The organism is Faecalibacterium sp. I3-3-89, assembly GCF_023347275.1.
Taxonomy (GTDB): Bacteria; Bacillota; Clostridia; order Oscillospirales; family Ruminococcaceae; genus Faecalibacterium; species Faecalibacterium butyricigenerans.
The window spans coordinates 1,787,784-1,807,054 of record NZ_CP094468.1 but is presented as its reverse complement, the minus strand read 5'-3'; the positions used below and the strand labels follow the sequence as shown (position 1 = coordinate 1,807,054).

Below are 19,271 nucleotides of genomic sequence, written 5' to 3'. Positions count from 1 at the left end.
TTTCTGGCCTTGCCACCTTACTCATTGAGGAGCGGCCCCCTCAACTGACTATATTATACCACACAAGCGCGTGGAAAGCAAGAGCAAAATGGCAAAAACTTGAAATATTTTTGCGTACCTGTGAAAGATTTACTGCTCGATGTACCGAAAGAGAAAACCGCCCGCATGGGGTAACTTTCCCTTGCATACCTTTCCGATTGCGCTGTCATCCAGACCGGTAGCACGGGAGGCAGCAGCGATACTCGGATACTCATGTATGACCTGATTTGTCTTGCGGTCAATCTGGCAGACCGGAGCGAGCGTTGAGCCGTGATAGGCCCGGACGCTCCGGCCGTATCCGTCGCCCGGTTCGGGAGCTGTCTTGCCGTTCCACTTTGCGCCGGATGCAAGACCACCGAAAAGAAAACCCTGCATCTCGTAGGCGCGGGACAGACGCCCCAGCAGCGTGTCGAGCTGGTCACGCTGGTTGCGGTCGAGAGACTTGAGGAACGTGTCAATCTCCTTTTCGGCCTCGACAACCTCCTGAATCCCGACGTGCAAAACGTCGTTTTGCTCATACTTCTCATACAACGTCCGATAGACAGCAGCCACGGTACAGGCCTCCTTACATCCCGGCTATAACATCGGCGAGCTCCTCGGGAGAAGCATTCACCCAATCTGCGAGCTCTTTCTTTGTCTCCTCGTAATCTTCCAGCACGACGGCAGCAGCCTCATTCTGCCCGTCGATTGCCCGCCCGGAGGACAGGTCATCCGCAGCGACAAGACGCAGGATGGCGACGGCGCGCCGGAGGCTCATTTTCTTTCTTCCCATTCTGCGGACACCTCCCCATCTTTGTAAAAGAGCTTTGCACGGCGCAGGCGGAACGCCTCAAGAATGAGCGTGAAAGCCGTGTCACACGTTCCAGACACCATCTCAAAACCCGGCATTTCCCACAAACTAGCGTTGTAAAAAGCGGCAGCCAACTCGACGATGATGCGCTCGTTCTGGCTCAAATTGAAAGCCTCCTCTGCGGCCGTGAACATCATGTAGTCCTCGCCGATGACGGCAATGCGGAGCTCCGGCCAGCGCGTGAGCGCGGAGAGCAGGTACAGGGACGCGCCCCAATACGGATTGACGCGCCCGGATTCGGGATTTACGATGTGCGGAATCCGCTGAAGCTCAGACAGGAACGCGGCCTTGTGCTCCGGGCTTTTGTATGTGATATTGATTTCCATGCGAACCTCCTTACATATCGACCGAAACGAAGTGATAGGCGTACCAGCGGCCACGACGGCGGAAGAGCTTGACGCCGGTGGTGAAGAACTGCCCGCCGCAGCCCAACTCGTCGAAAAGGCGGTAGGACCGGTACATCTTGAACCACAAGAGAGCCCGCTCCTCGGAATAGTCGGCGGTGTAGTCGGGCAGCTCAACAAGCTCAACGAAAGAATCGAGCTCGTCGCGGACGATGCGGTAATCGGAATCCCGATGGATGTACTCCCGGATGTCGCGCTTGAGCTGAACGACGAACTCCTCGACACGCTCGCTGTGCGCCGGACCGGGAAACCGCTCGAATATGAGCAGGTCGTTGTACGCCTCTTTGAGGCTGTCATAATCGTGGATATCGCGGGACATTAGGCTCCCTCCCTTTCTTCCTTTGCCTTGCGGAGCTCCTCGAGAAACTCGGGGAGCGGCAGCCGCTCGAGCTGATACTCCCGGCGCGCGGCCGGAGACAGGCCGTTGAGCCATGTCTCGTACTTTACCCGCTCCTGCTCTGCGCAGGCCCGGATGCTTGCGAGAGCATCCGCAGGCGGGTAATCCTCGCCGACGTACCAAGTGATTTTTCCCTCGTTGGAGATGTGAGCGACCATCTTGAAATCGCCGTCCTCCATCACGGCGGAGTTGCAGACTGTTACGCCGTTTCCGAGACAGCCAAGGAACAACTTGAAATTCTGGGCAGCCATCAGTAAATCTCCTCCTCAAGCATCTTTTTGCTGAACCGCTCAATCTCCTCGAGAGAGGTCCACTCCGGCTTCTCGTCGTCGGAAAAGCTGTCCCACAGGATGCGCATGGCCTGAATATGATTCTCAACGCAGCAGCCCCAGAGGTACTTGCTAAAACGCGAGCCGCAGCCGAGGAAATACTTGCAGTCCTGAATACAGCGGCTCAAGAGCCTGTAGCGGAACTCGGCATCGGAGCCGACAAGGTCAGTAGCGATGTTGCCGAAATAATGAAATTCCGCGTCGCCAGTGAAGTAGAGCGTGACGCTGGCTTCAAGGCTGCGCGGCCAGCCGTCCGGATACGGACGGGTCGAGCCGTCGGAAAAGCGGGTCATAGCGGTTGCAGTCACCCCGATGGCGGCCTCGTTCTCACGGGGACGGCAGAAGAACGTGCGAATCTGGACGCGCTCGCACTCCATGGAACCGGCATTCCCGATACTGTCAGGGAACAGGGACACGGCCGGGTCATACCCGGCAGCTTTCAAACGCTCAAGAACGGTCATCAGAAGAACCTCCTATTCAAACGTATACACATAGCCGTTGTACGGAAAGGCAGCGGCAGCGGCGGCCGCCCGGGCGACCTCCTCGGCGAACTTCTTCGCCTCCTCCGGCGGAACCGTCCCAATGGAGGGCCAGCTCACGCCAAGATGAACAGCGCCGTCAGGAGACGGCCGGAGCTCAAAGACCTCCACATTCCCGTGGATGCGGTTCTCGTCCTGCACCTTGCGGAGAGCGGCGAGAAAATCCTCAAAGAACACGGCAGGGAAACTACTTTCGTTTGTCATAAAATACTCCTTTCAGACCTTGCTGTGGCCATCACAAGATGGGCTTCGTCCAGCCGGTCCACCAGCAGTCGAAATCTTTCAGAATCTTCTCTCGGTTCTCCGGGGTGTCAGGCAGATTGTAGCCGGAGCGGGAGTTGCCGATGAAAAGTTCCCCGAAATCGTTCAGCCCACACGAGACACCGGTACGGCTGTCCTCTTTGAAAATAAGCATGATGCAATCCCTCCTTAGTCTCTGTTCTCGCGCTTCCACATGAGGAAGTTCTGGTAATCATCTGGCCCCATCGAGACCGGCTTGGTCGTGTTGATGAAATCGGGGCAACCGAAGCAGACGAGCTCGTCGGGGTTGCTGCGGGTCTGCGTCAGAACTTTGGCAGGGACGACGGTCTTCAGCGCCTTTCCGGACGGGACGCCCGGAACCTCGATGCGCCGGAGCAGCATATTGAAGTCGTAGTACCAGTCGAGATTCATGTACCGCTCCTCGCTGTCCGTGCTCTCGATTTCCTTGATGTACTCGGCCAGAGCACCGCGCACATCAAGACGAACCGGAGCGACGCTGTCGTCGTAGCTGTCGTAGAGGGTGATGGTCTCGGCCTTGCCGAAACGAACGGTCAGGGCGGCAACGCTGCCGGTGTACTTGTAGAGCTCCATAAAAACCTCCTACCCGAAACGGGTCTTACTGCTTGCTTAACGTCCCTAAAAGGGACACACGAAAGCAAAAAAATTAAGCGACCTCAACCATACCAGCCAGACCGTAGAGGAGCTCGTGGTCCTCAAAGGAGATGCGCTCTTCCTCGAATGCACGGTCAATCTGCCAGTAGCACTCGTCGCGGTCGTTTTCGTTCTGGATTGTGGCGATTGCCTTGACCAACTTTTTGAACATATCGTTACCCCCCTATCGACCATCAACCGAAATACTTGCTTGCGAACTGAGCCTTGCTGAGGGTCTTCATGTCGTAGACGTACTCGACAGCGTCTGCAACGTCCATGTCGGCACCGGTGACGAGCTCATTGACCAGAGCGGTGAAATTGTTTTCGCGGATGAACTGCTTCATGGATTCGAGAGTTTTCATAATCTTCCTCCTACCCTTTTCGGGTCACGTTCGTTCTTACACCCTTATTATAGACCCTAAAAGGGACAATGTCAAGTAAAATCTGGCAATTTGTGGCAAAAAGTTTTCGAGAATGACGCTTTTTGCGGCATTATGCACGAAACGGCGGCAGAACAGAAAGAAAGCAGGAGCCCGGAGGCCCCTGCTGATATAGTTATCCTGTTTATCCTAATGAATTTGACCACAACAATTACAAGCACAAGGATTTTCCGCTGCTGAGCGAGAAATCGCACTTCACCGATGATACCGTCATGGCCGTTGCGGTGGCACGGGGATTGATTGCAGGTAAAGGCATCCCGGAGAGAACATTTGAAGAAACAAAGAGCGAGATGCGCATTTGGGGAGAAACATACCCTCATGCCGGTTACGGCGGGATGTTCCGCCGGTGGCTGCACGCAGAAAATCCGAAGCCCTATGGTAGTTTCGGCAACGGCTCGGCTATGCGGGTGTCAGCAGCGGGCTGGCTGTTCGATACGCTGGACAAAACATTGGAAATGGCAAAAGTGACCGCTGAAGTCACCCACAACCACCCGGAGGGCATCAAAGGCGCGCAGGCCACGGCGGCAGCGATTTTTCTGGCCCGTACCGGCCACAGCAAGCCGGAAATCAAACAATATGTGGAGCAGACCTTCGGTTATGACCTGAACCGTACCTGCGATGAAATTCGGCCGACCTATCATCATGTGGAGACCTGTCAGGAAACTGTGCCGGAAGCAATCATTGCTTTTCTGGAAAGCGTCAGTTTTGAGGATGCACTTCGCAATGCGGTCTCTCTGGGTGGCGACAGCGACACCCTTGCCTGCATCACCGGCGGCATTGCCGAAGCCTTTTATGGGATGCCGCAGGAACTGCGGGACGAGACTTTGAAACGTCTGCCGGAGGATATCCGGGAAGGATATGAACTGTTTCGGTGGAACATCGGCCAGAGATAAGACATTCGGAGAACCAAGGAGCAGATACAACACACTAGTGATGTGAAGTATCTGCTCCTTGGTTTTTAATAAGACTCGATGAAGGGCGTCTTGCATCGGCCTGAAAAATCCGATATACTAAACCCAGAGAGTATATCGAATTTTTTGGGAAAAGGAGAGAACGGTATGGAACATCTTTATGAAAAGGCACTGGAAAGTGCGGAATATATCAAGACGCACACGAAAAAGCGCCCGAAGATCGCGGTGGTGCTGGGCTCCGGCCTTGGCAAGCTGACCGCGGACTTTACGGACACGGAAGAACTGTCCTACAAGGATATCCCCAACTTCCCGGTATCCACGGTGGCAGGACACAAAGGCGCATTGTTGGCTGGCAAGCTGGGGGACACGGAAGTCTACGCCATGGAAGGTCGCTTCCATTTCTATGAGGGCTACTCCATGAAGGAAGTCTGCTACCCGTTCTATGTGTTCAAGCTGTTGGGCGTGGAAAAGGTGGTGTTGACCAACGCCTGCGGCGGCATCAACCGGGAGTTTGCGCCGGGCACCCTGATGCTCATTACCGACTTCATCAACATGATGGGCACGAACCCCCTCATTGGCCCCAACGATGAGCGCTTCGGCCCCCGCTTCCCGGACATGACCGAACCTTACAGTCTGGAACTGCGGAACCTTGCCAAGCAGACCGCCGATGAACTGGGCATTGCCTACAAGGAGGGCGTTTACATGGGCTTTATGGGCCCTTGCTATGAAACGGCGGCTGAAATTCGCGCCTTTGCGGGGATGGGAGCCGATGCCGTGGGCATGAGCACCGTGCCGGAAACCATGGTCTGCAACTACATGGGCATGAAGGTGCTGGCCGTCAGCTGCATCACTAACATGGCCACCGGCATCCAGACGGTCAAGCATAGCCACGCCCGCGTGCTGGAGATCGCAAATCAGGCAGGCGATACCCTGTGCCGATGGCTGGGTGCGGTGATTCAGAGAATGGAGTAAAAAAGATATACCGTGAATGATTGAAAGCCATCAATCAAAATTTCCGGGCATCGCTACGGACGGCAGAGGAACGCCCCGTAGCTGGTACAGGCAGTCAAGGAAAAACGCGGTGCGACCATCTGCAAAGACCTGAAGGGCATCAAGGCCGATACGGTGCTGTGCCCCTGCCTGGAGTGCGTCCGCAATGCAGTGCTGGCCTTGGGTGCTGGATGAGCAGTCGAAAATATGAAACAGGCGTGCAGAAAACAACCCTTCTGATCACTTTTTGCTGAAAAATTGCTGCGAAAAGTAATATACCTATTGACATGGTATGTAAATGGGTATATGATACAGGCAATTCGTCGAACAAAAAAGTGAAAGGAAGGGTTTTGTTATGCCCAGAATCAGCGAAATCAACCCGGAAACTGCACCGGAAGCGATCCAGAAAATCATTGCAGACCATCTGGCGGACGGCCACGCTCTGACCGCAGAAAAGCGCACATTGCTCCACAATGCAGCGGCATTCAATGCTGTGGAGGCCGGTTCTTATGCGCTGGATGATGAACTGCAGCGGCTCATCGGCAAACGTGCAGCCGATTTTTACGAATATGCTATTTCCCAGAAAAACGGCTGCCTTGTGTGCAGCATTTACTTCCAGAATCTGCTCAAGAAAAACGGCATCGACTTTGAGAATTTTGCATTCACTCCCAAAGAGGAGATCCTGATCGAATACGGTCAGGCCATTGCAGAGGACCCCAAGCATGTGCCGGAAGAGCTGTTTGCAAAGCTGAAGGCAAACTTTACGGAGGAAGAGATCGTGGTCATCACGGCGATGGGCGTGATGATGATCGCCAACAACTACTTTAACGACATTCTGGATGTGACGCCGGACAAGCTGGTTTGAGCCGAAAATCGGGAGGGGAGAGCAATGGCAGGACTGGTGCATTCCATCGAGGAACTGGTGGGGCGCACCCCGCTGATGGAGCTGGACCGCTTTGAGCGGCAGCAGCAGTGCGGGGCGCACCTGCTGGCAAAGCTGGAGTTCTTCAACCCAACCGGCAGTGTGAAAGACCGGGCTGCGCTTTCCATGCTCAATGCTGCGGAAGAAGCCGGACTGCTGAAACCCGGCGAACCCCGAGGCGCATTACCGCACCACTGGGCCGGAGATCTGGCAGGATACAGAAGGCCATGTGGATATTCTGGTCTGCATGGCGGGCACCGGCGGCACGGGTTTTGGCACAGCAAGTTATCTGCGCAGCCGCAACCCGAATCTGCAAGTGGTTCTGGTGCAGCCCCATCCGGACTCCCGCCTGACCCCGGAGCACCCGGATGCGCAGATCATAGATGGCGTTTTGCCGGCGTATGATGTGCCGGAAAGCGCACTTTCCGACTATCTGCGGCCAGACTGGAGCGATGCGTGCATCAATGTCCGCACCGAGGAAGCCTACGAAACGGCCCATGAGGTGCTGCGGGCGGAAGGACTGTTTCTGGGCACATCGGCAGCAGCGGCTTTGCACGCAGCGGTGCAGGTGGGCCGCAGACCGGAGAATCAGGAAAAGAACATCGTGGTCATCGTCCCGGACAACGGCATGAAATATCTGTCTGCGCCGATGTACCGGCAGAAATGATAAAAACACGATGATACGACTGAGTTCCGAAAAGATTGCATAGGATTTTATAAAAGTGTTATTCTTTCATGAATTTTAGCACTCTCCTATTGACACTGCTAATAAATGGTGCTATAACTATGGCGTGCTCAGGAGGAAGGGCAAAAGGAGAGCCGCAAGGCTCCCCGGAAAGCCCTTCTGAATGGACGCTTCAGATTTTTTGCCCCGACCCGAACGCCGGGATTGGAGGAATGATTTATGCTTATGCCGACTGTTTTCCATGAAAACCTGTTCGATGATTTCTTCGATCCGTTCTGGAATGACGCTGCACTGGAACGTATGATGAACCGTGAGGCTCGTGATACCTTTGGTAAGCGCGGTGCAAACATGATGAAGACCGATGTCAAACAGACGGACAACGGCTACGAAGTAGCTGTTGACCTGCCGGGCTGCAAGAAGGAAGACGTTCAGATGGATCTGAACGACGGCTACCTGACCATTCAGGCAGTGCGCAGCCACAGCAATGACGAAAAGGATAAGAAGGGCCGCTATCTGCGGCGCGAATCCTTCTCCGGCACCTGCGCACGCAGTTTCTACGTGGGCGATGTGAAGAAGGAAGACATCCACGCAAAGTTCGAGGATGGCGTCCTGCACGTCGAGCTGCCTGCTCCTCAGCAGACGAAGGCTTTGCCTGAGAACCCGAATCTGATTGCAATCGAGTAAAACGCCGGTCGTGTGCGCCAAGGCACAACGCACATAAGGTGGCCCCGGAGAGCTGTAACAAGCTCTCCGGGGCCATTTTTGTTTCGCTATCTTTTCCGCAAGGGAAAAACATGGTATACTGAGAACAGCAACTCAGAATTTATGGAGGTACCTCACTATATCCTGTGAGCCGGGTGAGCGGCTGACTTTTGCGGTATACTCCGTTCGGAAATATCAAAGCGCATGGAGGTAAAAAGCATGCTGACCTATACCTATGTTTCAGAGGGAACATTTGCCCTGATGGAAAAACCAAAGCCGGTGCTGCAGCACGAGCGGGACGCCATTGTAAAGGTGACCCTTGCCAGTATCTGCTCCAGCGATCTGCACATCAAGCACGGCAGCGTGCCCCGGGCGGTGCCCGGCATCACGGTAGGGCACGAGATGGTGGGCATCGTAGAAGAAGTGGGCAGTGCGGTGACCAATGTGAAACCCGGCGACCGGGTGACGGTGAACGTGGAGACCTTCTGCGGAGAGTGCTTTTTCTGCAAAAAAGGCTTTGTGAACAACTGCACCGATCAAAACGGCGGCTGGGCGCTGGGCTGCCGCATCGACGGCGGGCAGGCCGAGTATGTCCGGGTGCCCTTTGCGGATCAGGGACTGAACAAGATCCCGGACAGCGTCACCGATCGGCAGGCGCTGCTGGTGGGCGATGTGCTGGCCACCGGCTTTTGGGCGGCACGCATCTCGGAAATCACCCCCGAGGATACCGTGCTGATCCTCGGTGCAGGGCCGACCGGCATCTGCACGCTGCTGTGCGTCATGCTGCACAGCCCCAAGCGCATCATCGTCTGTGAAAAGGACGCAAGCCGCCTGCAGTTCATCCGTCGGCACTACCCGCAGGTGCTCACCGTGCAGCCGGAGGACTGCGCCACCTTTGTGCGCGCCAACAGCGACCACGGCGGGGCCGATGTGGTGCTGGAGGTGGCAGGGGCGGACACTACCTTCCGGCTGGCGTGGGAGTGCGCAAGACCCAACGCCATCGTGACCGTGGTGGCGCTGTACGACAAGGCACAAACCCTGCCGCTGCCGGAGATGTACGGCAAAAACCTCACCTTTAAGACCGGCGGCGTGGACGGCTGCGATTGTGAAGAAACGCTGCGTCTCATCGCAGAAGGCAAGATCGATACCGAACCGCTCATCACCCACACCTACCCCCTGCGCCGGATCGCAGAGGGCTACGAGCTGTTTGAAAAGAAACGGGACGGCGTGATCAAGGTGGCAGTGGAGTGCTGACGGTCTGCGCCAAGGCACAACGCACATAAAGTGGCCCCGGAGAGCTGCAGCAAGCCCTCCGGGGCCATTTTTGTTCCTGGCATCTTTTCCGCAGCGGCAAGGCGTGGTAGAATAATGGCAGAACCAATCCACAGGTGAGAAAATCGAACTTCAAAGAGAGGAGATGTTTCTATGCAGTCTGATGAGCTGAAACGCAGGATCTCGGCAGGCAGAGGAGATGCTCTGGCCGATCTGGTTTTGAAAAATGCCAGAATCGTCAATGTGTTTACCGATGAGATCGACACCGCTGACATTGCCATCAGCGGAAACCGGATCGTGGGTGTGGGTGCGTATCATGGCCGGAAAGAAGTTGATCTGCACGGCAAATATGTCTGCCCGGGCCTGATCGATGGGCATATCCACATCGAAAGCTCCATGCTCTGTGGTCCGGCTTTCGAGCAGGCAGTGCTGCCCCACGGTACCACTGCGGTGGTCACAGACCCACACGAGATCTCGAATGTTGCGGGGCTGGAAGGCTTGGACTTTATGCTGGAAACGACAAAAAATCTGACCCTTTCGGTTTATTTCATGCTGCCCTCCTGTGTTCCGGCCACGGATCTGGATGAATCCGGTGCGGTGCTGAACGCAGAACAGCTCCGGCCTTACTACGGCGATCCCCGTGTGCTGGGGCTTGCGGAACTGATGAATGCCTATGGGACGGTGCGCTGTGACCCGAAGATCCTGCAGAAGATCCGCGACTGCACCGAAGCGGGAAAGATCGTGGATGGCCATGCACCGCTCTTGAGCGATAAGGACCTGAATGCTTATATTGCGGCAGGCGTTCAGTCCGATCACGAGTGCTCCAACATCGAGGAAGCCATGGAAAAATTCCGGCTCGGACAATACATCATGATCCGGGAAGGAACGGCTGCCAAAAATATGGAGGCCCTGATGCCGCTGTTCCGGGAGCCCTATTGCAGCCGCTGTATGCTGGTGACGGATGATAAGCACCCCGGTGACCTGCTGGACAGCGGCCACATCGATTCCAACATTCGTAAAGCGATCCGGCTGGGCGCAGACCCAGCAGTGGCCGTCAAAATGGCAACGCTGGTTCCGGCACAGTATTTTGGATTCAAGCAGCACGGTGCCGTGGCACCGGGGTATGCTGCCGACCTCATTGTAGTATCGGATTTTGAATCCTTTACGGTCGAACAGGTTTACAAGAATGGCACGCTGGTGGCCGAGCACGGAAAAACGCTGAAACCCGCACCGCTTGACATCGACCGTGTGAGATTTTCCCACGTTATGGATTCCTTTGATCTGGATGAGATCACACTGCAGGACCTGGAACTTCGGGAAAGCGGGGAGCAGGAGCGTGTCATCTGCCTGAACCGGGGCGAGCTGCTTACGGAGGAAAAAATCATCCCGTTCCAACGGCATCCGGGCAAAGCTCCCGGTGTGGATCCGGAACACAACATCGTAAAACTGGCCGTTTTTGAGCGGCATCATCACTCCGGCCATGTGGGCATTGGCTTTTTAGGAAACTTCAGCCTGAAATGCGGAGCCGTTGCATCGAGCATCGCACATGATTCCCATAACCTGATCGTGGCAGGGGACAACGATACCGATATGATGCTGGCCGGCAACACTGTGCGGAAAAACAAAGGCGGACTTGCGTTTGTGGCAGATGGACAGGTCGTGGCAGAACTTGCGCTTCCGGTGGCCGGATTGATGAGCACCGAAAGCGCAGAGAGCGTTGCGGCGAAAATGCAGGCGCTGAACGATGCCCTCAAGGCACATGGTGTAGCGGAAGATATCGGTATCTTTATGACCCTCGCCTTCGTCAGCCTTCCGGTCATTCCAAAACTCAGACTGAATACATACGGCATCATCGATGTAGCGCAGCAGAAAGTCGTTCCGGCTGTTTTTTAATACGCGATAACAAAAATACTGCCGGAGATCGACCCGAATGGTCCGTCTCCGGCAACAGAACAGTTCGTTCCTACTCTTAGAAGCGAGCCGCATCAAGAGAAAAATTGACGGAAATTCTTATTTGATAAATCGGAATTTGCTACGTTGGTTCATCAAGTACTCATCGTCCAACTTTTTTGCATAGGAGGTTCACCATGCTGGAACGATTCTTCAAGTCACAGGTAGCAACGGTTTCGGATTCAACCTATTGTCACCGTATTACAGATGCTTTGACAGCGGCTGGAATCAAATGCTATTGCAAAACCAAAGATATGAATCAGCGAAGTGTTTTTGACGCAACACGGATGCGAGCACAAATCGGAACTTTTGGAATAAAGCCTCAGTATATTACAGAGATTTTTGTAGACAAAGAAAATGCAGAACTTGCTTCTCATATCATTCGTACCCTGTAAAATTCACGTTTGTGGAAGTTATAAAGGGGTGCATCATGGAAATCGAGTATGAGCGAGATGGCTTTCAACAATATGATAATTACTCTGCAATGGTGCGGAAGCACTTTTTGTGAGTTGGTATGATGGATCGATTTGCAGCTAGCAAGGAAACCGTAAGGAGTACAGAGCATGGATGCAAACTGTACCAGTAAAAGAAGGAAAGTCAAGAGTATGGAAACGGTATACATTGCAGGCGGGTGCCTTTGGGGCGTCCAGCATTTTTTTGACACGGTGCCCGGTGTACGGACGACCGAAGCCGGGAGAGCCAACGGAACAACAAACACGCTGGACGGCCCGTATGATGGATACGCAGAGTGCGTTAAAGTGGTCTTTGATGAGAAATGTACCAGTGTTACAGAGCTTATGGAGCATCTGTTTGAAATCATCGACCCGTACAGCCTGAACAAACAGGGCGTTGATGTTGGAAAAAAGTATCGCACGGGGCTTTACAGCACAAATCCCGGACATCTGGAAGAAGCAAGAGCCTTTATTGACAGCCGGAAGGACCGGGATAAAATCGTTGTGGAAGTGCTGCCGCTGACGAATTACGTCCGGAGTGCAGAGGAGCATCAGCACCATCTGGAGCGGTACCCGGAAGATTGCAGCTACTGTCATATCCCGGATGAAGTCTTAAACAAATACAGGAATCAGTAAGCAAAGAAAAAACGAAAATGCGGGGATTGGGAACGATCATCAATGCGCTGGCCATTGTGATGGGCGGTGTGCTGGGTATTCTGTTCAAATGCTTTCTGAAAGAGCGCTATCAGGATACAATCATCAAAGCCACGGGCTTTTCCGTGGTGTTTCTGGGAGCGGCGGGAACGCTCTCCAAGATACTGACGGTTAGGCCAGACGGAACTTTGAGCACCGGTGGCTCTATGGTCATGATTCTATCGCTGGCGTTGGGTGCGCTGCTGGGTGAACTTATGGATCTGGATGCACAGTTTGAACGCTTTGGCGAGTGGCTCAAACACAAGACTGGAAGTGACGGGGATTTTATGAATCGGAACTTGACGAGGAGTGTGATTGTATGAAAAAGAAGCTATCTGTTATAGCTGTAATCATCTTGGTTCTTGCGATATGTGTATCGGCGTGGTTTTATGGATACTACAATCACAAAAGCAACGACAATCTTCCCACTCTGGCGGCAATCGCAGAAATGAGTGAAGCCGATGTTAATAACCTTTTGCCTGGGTATCATATTGACCAGCTTAGAGAGGTATGGGGGAAGCCTGATACCAGTGAAAACGGCACAGCATGTTGGAAAATAGGAAATGATACCATTCTCGTTGTGAGTTATAAAAATAATGGTATAGTTGCGATTTGTGGTCTTAAAGACGATAGCGGTACCTCCATAGGAGAATAACAAATTCGCGTTTGTGGAGCGAAGCGGAACAATGAAAGCCCCAGTGGGGCTTTTAAGTGACAGAACGGTCTTGCGGCAGCAAGATGGAGGGGCCTCGCCCCGACAAGTTCGCGTTTATCAAGGTGAACATTTAAGTATTAAAAACGGGAGTGAAAACAAATGATGACCATTGCACAGATCATGGAAAAGATGATCGCCTTTTCCGAAGGGAATATCCATGACATCACGCACCTGAGCTGTGTGTGGACCTATGCCAAAACCATTGGTGAGCTGGAGGGGCTGGACGCAGACACGCAGTTTATTCTGGAGGTGGCGGCCATCACCCACGATATCGCCTGCCCGCTCTGCCGCAAAAAGTACGGCAACACCAATGGTAAATATCAGGAGCAGGAGGGTGCCCCGCTGGTGCGGGAGTTCTTGGCGGATACCGGCATGACAGCAGAACAGATCGACCGTGTGGCCTATCTGGTAGGGCACCACCATAGTCCGGCGCAGATCAACGGCATTGACTATCAGATTCTGATTGAGGCAGATTATATCGTCAATGCGTCCGAAAGCGGGTACGACCAGCAGGCAATCCGAACCTTTATGGAACATACGATGAAAACGGCAGCGGGTATCCGGCTGACGAAAGCAGTGTTTGGAGTGTAAAAATGATTCAGAAGCATTGCGTTGAATGCGGTACGGCATTGATTGAAAAAGAACTGGAAGAAGAGGGCATTGTGCCTTACTGCCCGAAATGCCAGCAATACCGTTTCCCGATGTACAATGTGGCGGTCAGCATGATTGTTGTGGATGAGGAGACCGGGAAAATTCTGCTCATCCAGCAGTACGGCAAGCCCTCTTATATTCTGGTGGCTGGATATGTGAACCGCGGTGAGGCAGAAGAACACGCCGTGGTGCGGGAAGTCCGGGAAGAAACCGGGTTGGAAGTAGAGCACCTCCGGTTCAACCGTACCAAGTTTTTTGAGCCGTCCAACACGCTGATGTGCAACTTTACGGCTTTCGTCAGAACCGCAAAGGCGCTGCATATCAACCACGAAGTGGACCGCTGCAAGTGGTTCACCCCACAGGAAGCCAGAGAAAACATCCGTCCCAACAGCCTTGCAGCGGAATTTTTGAATGCGTATCTGGACGAAGTGGGGAATAAGCCGATGGAGATGTGATTCGTGGCTGTGCCACGGGAATTTTGACGGAAAGTATGGAAAAAAGTTGGTTCGGCCTGTTTCGGTTGACTTTTTTTATAAAGAATCGATATATTGATACTATGTAGTATCAACAAGTATCAACTGCGAGGTGGACAGAATGGATGGGGCACAGTTTGCCAAAATGCTTTCAGATAAGCATTTGTTTGAACTCAATCGGATGGAATACAAGTACTCGACTGTCAGCGTCAAAGAATTTGCCGAATTGCTGCGGCAAAACTTTGCGCAGCCTCTGCCGTTGACTGATTTTTCTGGAAATAAGCTGTTTTACCTGCCGAACCTCGCGCAAATTTCAACAAATGGTATGAAGCAGTTGCTCTCTGTCCCTGTCAGTGGACAAAACTTCGGTTTGTCGGCGATGACCGAGGAAATTTATGCTACTTTTCAAATTGAAAGTATCCGCTCGACCCGCAGCAGTATCCGTTATATCCTCGATGGCTATGCCCCTCGTGGTGAACAAGAAGCCCGCATCTATGGTATGAAGTGCGGACTGGAGTTTATCGCGGATCGTCAGAATAGGATCACCGAGGAGAATCTGCATCACCTATATCAGATCAGCACAGAGGATTATCTCCCGGATGAAGATCGATTACTGCCAAACCACTTTTATCGGCATGGCGAGGTTTTTATTGTGGGCGGTGAAGAACCCAGACCGGGACTTCCGGCAGAGCGGCTTCCCGGTGCCATGAAATGTCTTGTCGATTTTGCGAATGCCAATGACGGCATCAATGAGCTGCATAAGGCTGCCATTCTGCACTTTGCTTTTGCATACTACCACCCCTATTTTGACGGGAATGGACGCACTGCACGGCTATTCCACCTCTGGTATCTTGTTCAGCAGGGCTATCCTGCGGCACTGTTCACGCCGTTTTCCCGATACATCGCTGAAAACAAGGACACATATTATAAAGCCTACGAACGCGTGGAGAGAAATGCTCTGATTTCCGGCTATACGGATGTGACTCCCTTTCTGTTCTACTTCTGCAATGAGGTCTATAACCGCCTGCAGGTGGATGCAGTCCCGCCGAAAACTGATCTTGAGGTATATCAAACTGCTCTTGCGGAAGGAAAAATCACAGAAAAAGAACGGCTGCTCTGGGAGTATGTTCTGTCTGCTTATGGTGCAGAGGAGTTTACCACAAAGCAGCTGGAAAAGGATTTCCGAAACGCTGCGTATGCAACCATTCGGACGTTTGTGATGAAATTCCATGAGATGGGGCTGCTTACAGCAAGAAAAGCAGGAAACAGGGTGTTCTATCGTGTCGGTGGGACTTCTGACGGTCGGCCATTATAATGAATCCAAAAGGAGAACGTTATGAAAACGATTCGTGTTGTGGCCGCTGTGATCTGCGACTCCATGCAGGAAAAGCGCAAAATCTACGCCACTGCCCGCGGTTATGGCGACTATAAAGGCCAGTGGGAGTTTCCGGGCGGCAAAATCGAGCCGGGAGAAACCCCGCAGCAGGCTCTGAAGCGGGAAATCGAAGAAGAACTGGACACGGAAATTGCTGTGGGGGATTTAATTGGTACACTCGAGTACGATTATCCGACGTTTCATCTTTCCATGGACTGCTTCTGGTGTGAAGTGGTTTCCGGCGAGCTTGTGCTGAAAGAAGCGGAAGCTGCACGGTGGCTGACAAAAGATGACATTGATTCCGTTCCGTGGCTCCCGGCGGATCAGACTATTTTGGATGTTATCAGAAGTTCAATGCAGTCAGTGAAACCACTCCATACCAGCGAATATGACAACGAACCTCTGCAGAGATGCTGAATATTCCCAGAATGAAAGATGAACTGCGCCGTCCCATGACGCTGCTGGTGAAAGCCGCTATTCCGAAAAATTGTAAAGAAGAGACCTCCAAACCTTTTTCCAAGCAGAAAGAGATTCGGAGGCCTTTATTGGTTGATTTAGCTAATTCTGTTCACGCAAGCTGATGCAGGACCTGCCGGACGCTGTAACCGTCTTTCTTGAAATCGGAGAACAGAGCATCGATGCGGGTAGGCGTCACGCAGATCAGATTCATCGGTGAGGGCAGTTTTTTCAGAGCGTCCAGCGGGATCTTCTTGAAAGCAGCATGGGCGTTGTACTCCTCCGAGAAAGGCTCGACCATCGCCGCAATGCCGGTGACCTGCAGGCTTCTGAGATTGCCAAAACCATCATACTTGTCGTAAATGGCAAGGCAGACGTGACTGTTCTTTTCCAGTCCGATGAACTTTCTCCCGCCTTCCGAGAACATCCAGAACTTGCCGTCATGTCGAAAAGGTTGCTCATATTGCGGAAAACTTTTCGGAGTACGTTGCAAACGAACCGAAGGTCAGCTTCCGGGACGGGCGCTTCTACATCTTTGATGGACAGAACACGGTAGAAGCACGTCGAACCTGCAACGGTGGTATGGAATTGCCCATCCGCTGCAAGGTCTTCTATGGCCTTACCAAAGAAGACGAAGCAACGCTGTTTGCGATTCGGACCGGCAATGCTACCTGCCTGACGGCGGGCGAACGCCTTCGTGCAAATCTGGTGGCCGAAAACCCGGATGCACTTTACTTTGTGGGGATCACGTCGAATGCCGGTGTGGAATTTGCCTATGACGGCATCCGGGCACCCTGGAAAATCTACTGCATCGAAACGGCATACGAGCTGTACAAGCAGTATGGCTGTGAGCGCTACGTCGAGATGCTTCACATCATCAATGAGGCGTGGAAGGGCAATGTGGATTCCTACCTTGCCGGTGTAATCCGTGGTGTGGCCCGCTTCTGTAGGATAGTTCTCGGAGGTGACTTTTCTGACATTGTTACTCGATGGCATCCAATGGGCCGATAAAGCGGTAGAAAATCTGGATTTTCTGGACGTATTCGCCATCGACCTTTTCCGCTTTGGATACCAGAATCTTGTCAATCAGCTGATGCAGAATCTTATAGTTCAGTTCGGTGATGCCAGCGTACTTGCTGACTTCATCAATAAAATCCTGAATCTTGTCCAGCTGATCGTGTTCAGCACGGCCTTCCCGCTCGTACTGCTCAATCTTTTCGGTCAGTTCAGCCTGTTCTTTGTCGTAGCGATCTGCAAGCATTTGAAAACGTTTCTCCGGGAGAAGTCCCTTTGATACGTCCTCATAAAGTTTTGCATGGCGCTGTAACAAAGTTGTGGTAGCCAAAAATCATTCCTCCTTTCCATGAGAAAGGGGCGGCCCATTCAGACCGCCCCGACTTCGGGCCAGTATGGCCCGAGGCTGCTTAACTTGCCAGAAACCGGTACAGAGCGGATTTGCCTCCGTCCAGCGCCCAAAGAAGGGAGCCCGCCGCCGCTTGCAGTCCATACGGCGAAAGAAGGAAGGCAAGAAACAGAAATACAATCCCGCCTATGGGCGTCGGCGTGAAAAAGAGAGCGACACCCAGCACCGCCAGGATCACAGAGGCAATCGTCAGCAGGACGGCACAAATATCAAACAGGAATACCAGCAGAGCCGCCAGAAGGGACAACGCCAAAGCAAAGGGAGCAACCAATATTTTCAGCAGTATCTTCATCTTCAAAACCTCCTTTATCTATCCTTCCTACCTCTATTTTATCATGCCTGCCCGGGGACATAAATGTTGCGAAAGATTAGTGAATCCTGTCCCAAACCTTCGGGGCATACTGGCCCGAAGTGGTAAAAAAAGAGCAGGACGGCAGGTCCCAACATCGGAACCTGCCGCCCTCTATTTACTTTGCCACCAGCTCGGAGAGCTCCCGCAGCACCTTTGACACCTCGCCCCACAGCTTTTCATAGTCCCGCTTCAATCCGTCGATTTCCTCCGGGTACACGCCATAGGTATGTGCGTGTATGGCAACCTGATTGAGATTGTTAGAACAGCGCCGTTGCAGAGAGATCAACTCTTTTACGGGTGCAAGGTCGATGTGCAGGATATACCCATTCAGAGCCATTTTCCGTACATAAGCCCCGGCGTTGGAAATGCCCACCTCGGCCATCCGTTCATGGATGGCTGCCAGCTCGTCCGGCGTTACCATGACGTGCAGATGGACATTCCGCTTGCGGTTCTCCATCAGCGTTCCAGCTCCCGGCCTTTCCGGCGCTCTTTGGGCTCTTTTACCTTATCAAGCGGTTTTGCGTCCAGCTCCGGGGGCGTGGGTTGGATGGGCGTGTTGTTGGGTACGCCGTCGATCATGTTGCAGTTCTGCTCCGTGGAGAGCTCGGCGGTTTTCAGATAGTTGTCTTTTTCGTGCATGGAGATCCTCCTTTATCGTTCCTCATGGTTTTTATGGCTCCGCTTCTGACCGGGCTCCTTTTGGGGTTCCTGCCCTCTGGTTCCTTCTTTGAGCCGGGCAGTAATGGATGGGCGCACCCGGTCAGGATTGCCCGGTGCTGGTTTCAGCTCATAATCCTCCATCTGCTTTTCGGTCAGCGGCTTTGCGTAGGTCAGTTCGCCCCATGCCATCAGCCTGCCGTCTGCCACACGACGCCGCCTGTCGTCATCGTAGTTGACGATGGAAAGAGGCTGGTTATCCGGCGGCTTCGGGTAAGTTCCTATGTCCACGGGCCGCTGGGTGGAATAATAGCGGTAAACGCCCTCCGGTCCCAGCTCGGTATGCTTGACCGCCGCATGGTAAAGCTGCTGATAGTCGTCCACCCGGCGGTCAAAGTCCCTCTGCGCCCACGCCTGACTGGTTCCATAGCGGCCCCAGTAGTAATCCCGATGGCCGTTTTCCCCCTCGGTAAACTGCCAGGTCACAAAGGGGCTCGGCGCTCCCGGATTATGCCCCAGCGCAAAGCCGTGTCCGGTTTCAAAGGTGGCAGCTTTCAAAATCACATATCCTTGTACTGTCTCCAAGAGATCCCTCCTTTCTGTGCCTCGGACCAACATGACCCGAAGTGCTGGATGTTACGAAATAAGAGGGCAGACCGGGGAGGAATGTAATAAGATATTC

General features: G+C 53.3%; 33 protein-coding genes and 2 pseudogenes. 18 read left to right on the top strand and 17 right to left on the bottom strand.

What is annotated here, in order from left to right:
• Positions 1–129 precede the first annotated feature (129 nt).
• From MTP38_RS08600 to MTP38_RS08550, 11 genes are all read right to left on the bottom strand, one after another.
• Positions 130–591, bottom strand: coding sequence for a hypothetical protein (locus MTP38_RS08600; protein WP_249233306.1), 462 nt, complete (start codon positions 589–591; stop codon positions 130–132).
• Between the two features lie 13 nt (positions 592–604).
• Positions 605–811, bottom strand: a complete 207-nt coding sequence (locus MTP38_RS08595) for a hypothetical protein (protein ID WP_129872801.1) — start codon at positions 809–811, stop codon at positions 605–607.
• Complete coding sequence (locus tag MTP38_RS08590; protein ID WP_249233305.1) at positions 793–1,215, bottom strand: hypothetical protein; 423 nt, start codon at positions 1,213–1,215, stop codon at positions 793–795. The genes MTP38_RS08595 and MTP38_RS08590 overlap by 19 nt, the downstream gene beginning before the upstream one ends.
• Positions 1,216–1,225: 10 nt before the next feature.
• On the bottom strand, positions 1,226–1,612 hold the full coding sequence (locus MTP38_RS08585; protein ID WP_249233304.1) for a hypothetical protein: 387 nt from the start codon (positions 1,610–1,612) through the stop codon (positions 1,226–1,228).
• On the bottom strand, positions 1,612–1,941 hold the full coding sequence (locus MTP38_RS08580; RefSeq protein WP_249233303.1) for a hypothetical protein: 330 nt from the start codon (positions 1,939–1,941) through the stop codon (positions 1,612–1,614). Before MTP38_RS08580 ends, MTP38_RS08585 begins: the two co-directional genes overlap by 1 nt.
• Positions 1,941–2,480: an LPD11 domain-containing protein gene (locus tag MTP38_RS08575; protein WP_249233302.1), complete on the bottom strand. Its 540-nt coding sequence runs from the start codon at positions 2,478–2,480 to the stop codon at positions 1,941–1,943. Before MTP38_RS08575 ends, MTP38_RS08580 begins: the two co-directional genes overlap by 1 nt.
• A 12-nt stretch (positions 2,481–2,492) precedes the next feature.
• The gene (locus MTP38_RS08570; protein ID WP_249233301.1) at positions 2,493–2,762 is read right to left on the bottom strand and encodes a hypothetical protein; all 270 of its coding nucleotides are present in this window, start codon (positions 2,760–2,762) and stop codon (positions 2,493–2,495) included.
• A 31-nt stretch (positions 2,763–2,793) separates the two neighbouring features.
• A complete protein-coding gene (locus MTP38_RS08565) occupies positions 2,794–2,973 on the bottom strand; it encodes a hypothetical protein (RefSeq protein WP_249233300.1) in 180 nt (59 codons plus the stop codon).
• A 14-nt stretch (positions 2,974–2,987) separates the two neighbouring features.
• Positions 2,988–3,410 carry a hypothetical protein gene (locus MTP38_RS08560; protein ID WP_249233299.1) on the bottom strand — a complete coding sequence of 141 codons (423 nt, stop codon included), beginning with the start codon at positions 3,408–3,410 and terminating at the stop codon, positions 2,988–2,990.
• 73 nt (positions 3,411–3,483) lie between these two features.
• Positions 3,484–3,642: a hypothetical protein gene (locus MTP38_RS08555; RefSeq protein WP_249233298.1), complete on the bottom strand. Its 159-nt coding sequence runs from the start codon at positions 3,640–3,642 to the stop codon at positions 3,484–3,486.
• Between the two features lie 22 nt (positions 3,643–3,664).
• Positions 3,665–3,832: a hypothetical protein gene (locus MTP38_RS08550; RefSeq protein ID WP_154251261.1), complete on the bottom strand. Its 168-nt coding sequence runs from the start codon at positions 3,830–3,832 to the stop codon at positions 3,665–3,667.
• A 209-nt stretch (positions 3,833–4,041) separates the two neighbouring features.
• On the opposite strand from MTP38_RS08550, the pseudogene MTP38_RS08545 reads away from it, so the two are divergent.
• From MTP38_RS08545 to MTP38_RS08470, 17 genes and pseudogenes are all read left to right on the top strand, one after another.
• A pseudogene (locus tag MTP38_RS08545) lies at positions 4,042–4,803 on the top strand (ADP-ribosylglycohydrolase family protein); the annotation flags it as partial.
• Between the two features lie 165 nt (positions 4,804–4,968).
• Positions 4,969–5,793, top strand: coding sequence for a purine-nucleoside phosphorylase (locus MTP38_RS08540; protein ID WP_097785016.1), 825 nt, complete (start codon positions 4,969–4,971; stop codon positions 5,791–5,793).
• 373 nt (positions 5,794–6,166) lie between these two features.
• A complete protein-coding gene (locus tag MTP38_RS08535; RefSeq protein ID WP_097778866.1) occupies positions 6,167–6,676 on the top strand; it encodes a carboxymuconolactone decarboxylase family protein in 510 nt (169 codons plus the stop codon).
• Between the two features lie 24 nt (positions 6,677–6,700).
• Positions 6,701–6,823 (top strand): annotated as a pseudogene (locus MTP38_RS13720) (cysteine synthase A); the annotation flags it as partial.
• A 115-nt stretch (positions 6,824–6,938) separates the two neighbouring features.
• Positions 6,939–7,400, top strand: a complete 462-nt coding sequence (locus tag MTP38_RS08530; protein ID WP_249234681.1) for a pyridoxal-phosphate dependent enzyme — start codon at positions 6,939–6,941, stop codon at positions 7,398–7,400.
• A gap of 237 nt (positions 7,401–7,637) precedes the next feature.
• Positions 7,638–8,102, top strand: a complete 465-nt coding sequence (locus MTP38_RS08525; protein ID WP_156057597.1) for an Hsp20/alpha crystallin family protein — start codon at positions 7,638–7,640, stop codon at positions 8,100–8,102.
• A gap of 237 nt (positions 8,103–8,339) precedes the next feature.
• A complete protein-coding gene (locus MTP38_RS08520; RefSeq protein ID WP_249233296.1) occupies positions 8,340–9,374 on the top strand; it encodes an alcohol dehydrogenase in 1,035 nt (344 codons plus the stop codon).
• A 171-nt stretch (positions 9,375–9,545) separates the two neighbouring features.
• On the top strand, positions 9,546–11,285 hold the full coding sequence (gene ade / locus MTP38_RS08515) for an adenine deaminase (RefSeq protein ID WP_249233295.1): 1,740 nt from the start codon (positions 9,546–9,548) through the stop codon (positions 11,283–11,285).
• A gap of 194 nt (positions 11,286–11,479) precedes the next feature.
• Entirely contained in the window at positions 11,480–11,737 is a 258-nt protein-coding gene (locus MTP38_RS08510) for a hypothetical protein (RefSeq protein WP_249233294.1), read from the top strand.
• A 210-nt stretch (positions 11,738–11,947) separates the two neighbouring features.
• On the top strand, positions 11,948–12,430 hold the full coding sequence (locus tag MTP38_RS08505) for a peptide-methionine (S)-S-oxide reductase (RefSeq protein WP_097774964.1): 483 nt from the start codon (positions 11,948–11,950) through the stop codon (positions 12,428–12,430).
• 26 nt (positions 12,431–12,456) lie between these two features.
• Positions 12,457–12,810, top strand: a complete 354-nt coding sequence (locus tag MTP38_RS08500; RefSeq protein ID WP_249233293.1) for a DUF554 family protein — start codon at positions 12,457–12,459, stop codon at positions 12,808–12,810.
• Positions 12,807–13,142 (top strand): hypothetical protein, encoded by a 336-nt coding sequence (locus MTP38_RS08495; RefSeq protein ID WP_207676259.1) that lies wholly within the window; start codon positions 12,807–12,809, stop codon positions 13,140–13,142. Before MTP38_RS08500 ends, MTP38_RS08495 begins: the two co-directional genes overlap by 4 nt.
• 159 nt (positions 13,143–13,301) lie before the next feature.
• Positions 13,302–13,793 (top strand): HD domain-containing protein, encoded by a 492-nt coding sequence (locus tag MTP38_RS08490; RefSeq protein WP_249233292.1) that lies wholly within the window; start codon positions 13,302–13,304, stop codon positions 13,791–13,793.
• A 2-nt stretch (positions 13,794–13,795) separates the two neighbouring features.
• Entirely contained in the window at positions 13,796–14,308 is a 513-nt protein-coding gene (locus MTP38_RS08485) for an NAD(+) diphosphatase (protein ID WP_249233291.1), read from the top strand.
• 139 nt (positions 14,309–14,447) lie between these two features.
• Positions 14,448–15,641: a Fic family protein gene (locus tag MTP38_RS08480; protein WP_249233290.1), complete on the top strand. Its 1,194-nt coding sequence runs from the start codon at positions 14,448–14,450 to the stop codon at positions 15,639–15,641.
• A gap of 21 nt (positions 15,642–15,662) precedes the next feature.
• Complete coding sequence (locus MTP38_RS08475; RefSeq protein ID WP_249233289.1) at positions 15,663–16,118, top strand: (deoxy)nucleoside triphosphate pyrophosphohydrolase; 456 nt, start codon at positions 15,663–15,665, stop codon at positions 16,116–16,118.
• Positions 16,119–16,129: 11 nt separating this feature from the next.
• Positions 16,130–16,282 carry a hypothetical protein gene (locus MTP38_RS08470; protein ID WP_249233288.1) on the top strand — a complete coding sequence of 51 codons (153 nt, stop codon included), beginning with the start codon at positions 16,130–16,132 and terminating at the stop codon, positions 16,280–16,282.
• Here the strand turns inward: MTP38_RS08470 and MTP38_RS08465 are convergent.
• On the bottom strand, positions 16,270–16,584 hold the full coding sequence (locus tag MTP38_RS08465; RefSeq protein WP_249233287.1) for a hypothetical protein: 315 nt from the start codon (positions 16,582–16,584) through the stop codon (positions 16,270–16,272). The genes MTP38_RS08470 and MTP38_RS08465 overlap by 13 nt on opposite strands.
• Before the next feature lie 35 nt (positions 16,585–16,619).
• On the opposite strand from MTP38_RS08465, the gene MTP38_RS08460 reads away from it, so the two are divergent.
• Positions 16,620–17,168 carry a DUF6551 family protein gene (locus tag MTP38_RS08460; RefSeq protein WP_330221130.1) on the top strand — a complete coding sequence of 183 codons (549 nt, stop codon included), beginning with the start codon at positions 16,620–16,622 and terminating at the stop codon, positions 17,166–17,168.
• On the opposite strand, the gene MTP38_RS08455 is transcribed toward MTP38_RS08460, so the two are convergent.
• From MTP38_RS08455 to MTP38_RS08435, 5 genes are all read right to left on the bottom strand, one after another.
• The gene (locus tag MTP38_RS08455) at positions 17,140–17,502 is read right to left on the bottom strand and encodes a DUF4368 domain-containing protein (RefSeq protein WP_249233285.1); all 363 of its coding nucleotides are present in this window, start codon (positions 17,500–17,502) and stop codon (positions 17,140–17,142) included. The two genes, MTP38_RS08460 and MTP38_RS08455, sit on opposite strands and share 29 nt — an antisense overlap.
• 79 nt (positions 17,503–17,581) lie before the next feature.
• A complete protein-coding gene (locus tag MTP38_RS08450) occupies positions 17,582–17,872 on the bottom strand; it encodes a CD1845 family protein (RefSeq protein ID WP_009901657.1) in 291 nt (96 codons plus the stop codon).
• Positions 17,873–18,047: 175 nt separating this feature from the next.
• Positions 18,048–18,389 carry a plasmid mobilization protein gene (locus MTP38_RS08445; RefSeq protein ID WP_015564333.1) on the bottom strand — a complete coding sequence of 114 codons (342 nt, stop codon included), beginning with the start codon at positions 18,387–18,389 and terminating at the stop codon, positions 18,048–18,050.
• Positions 18,389–18,571 (bottom strand): DUF4316 domain-containing protein, encoded by a 183-nt coding sequence (locus tag MTP38_RS08440; protein WP_023042373.1) that lies wholly within the window; start codon positions 18,569–18,571, stop codon positions 18,389–18,391. The genes MTP38_RS08445 and MTP38_RS08440 overlap by 1 nt, the downstream gene beginning before the upstream one ends.
• 12 nt (positions 18,572–18,583) lie before the next feature.
• The gene (locus tag MTP38_RS08435) at positions 18,584–19,207 is read right to left on the bottom strand and encodes a hypothetical protein (protein ID WP_442900516.1); all 624 of its coding nucleotides are present in this window, start codon (positions 19,205–19,207) and stop codon (positions 18,584–18,586) included.
• Between the last annotated feature and the right edge of the window lie 64 nt (positions 19,208–19,271).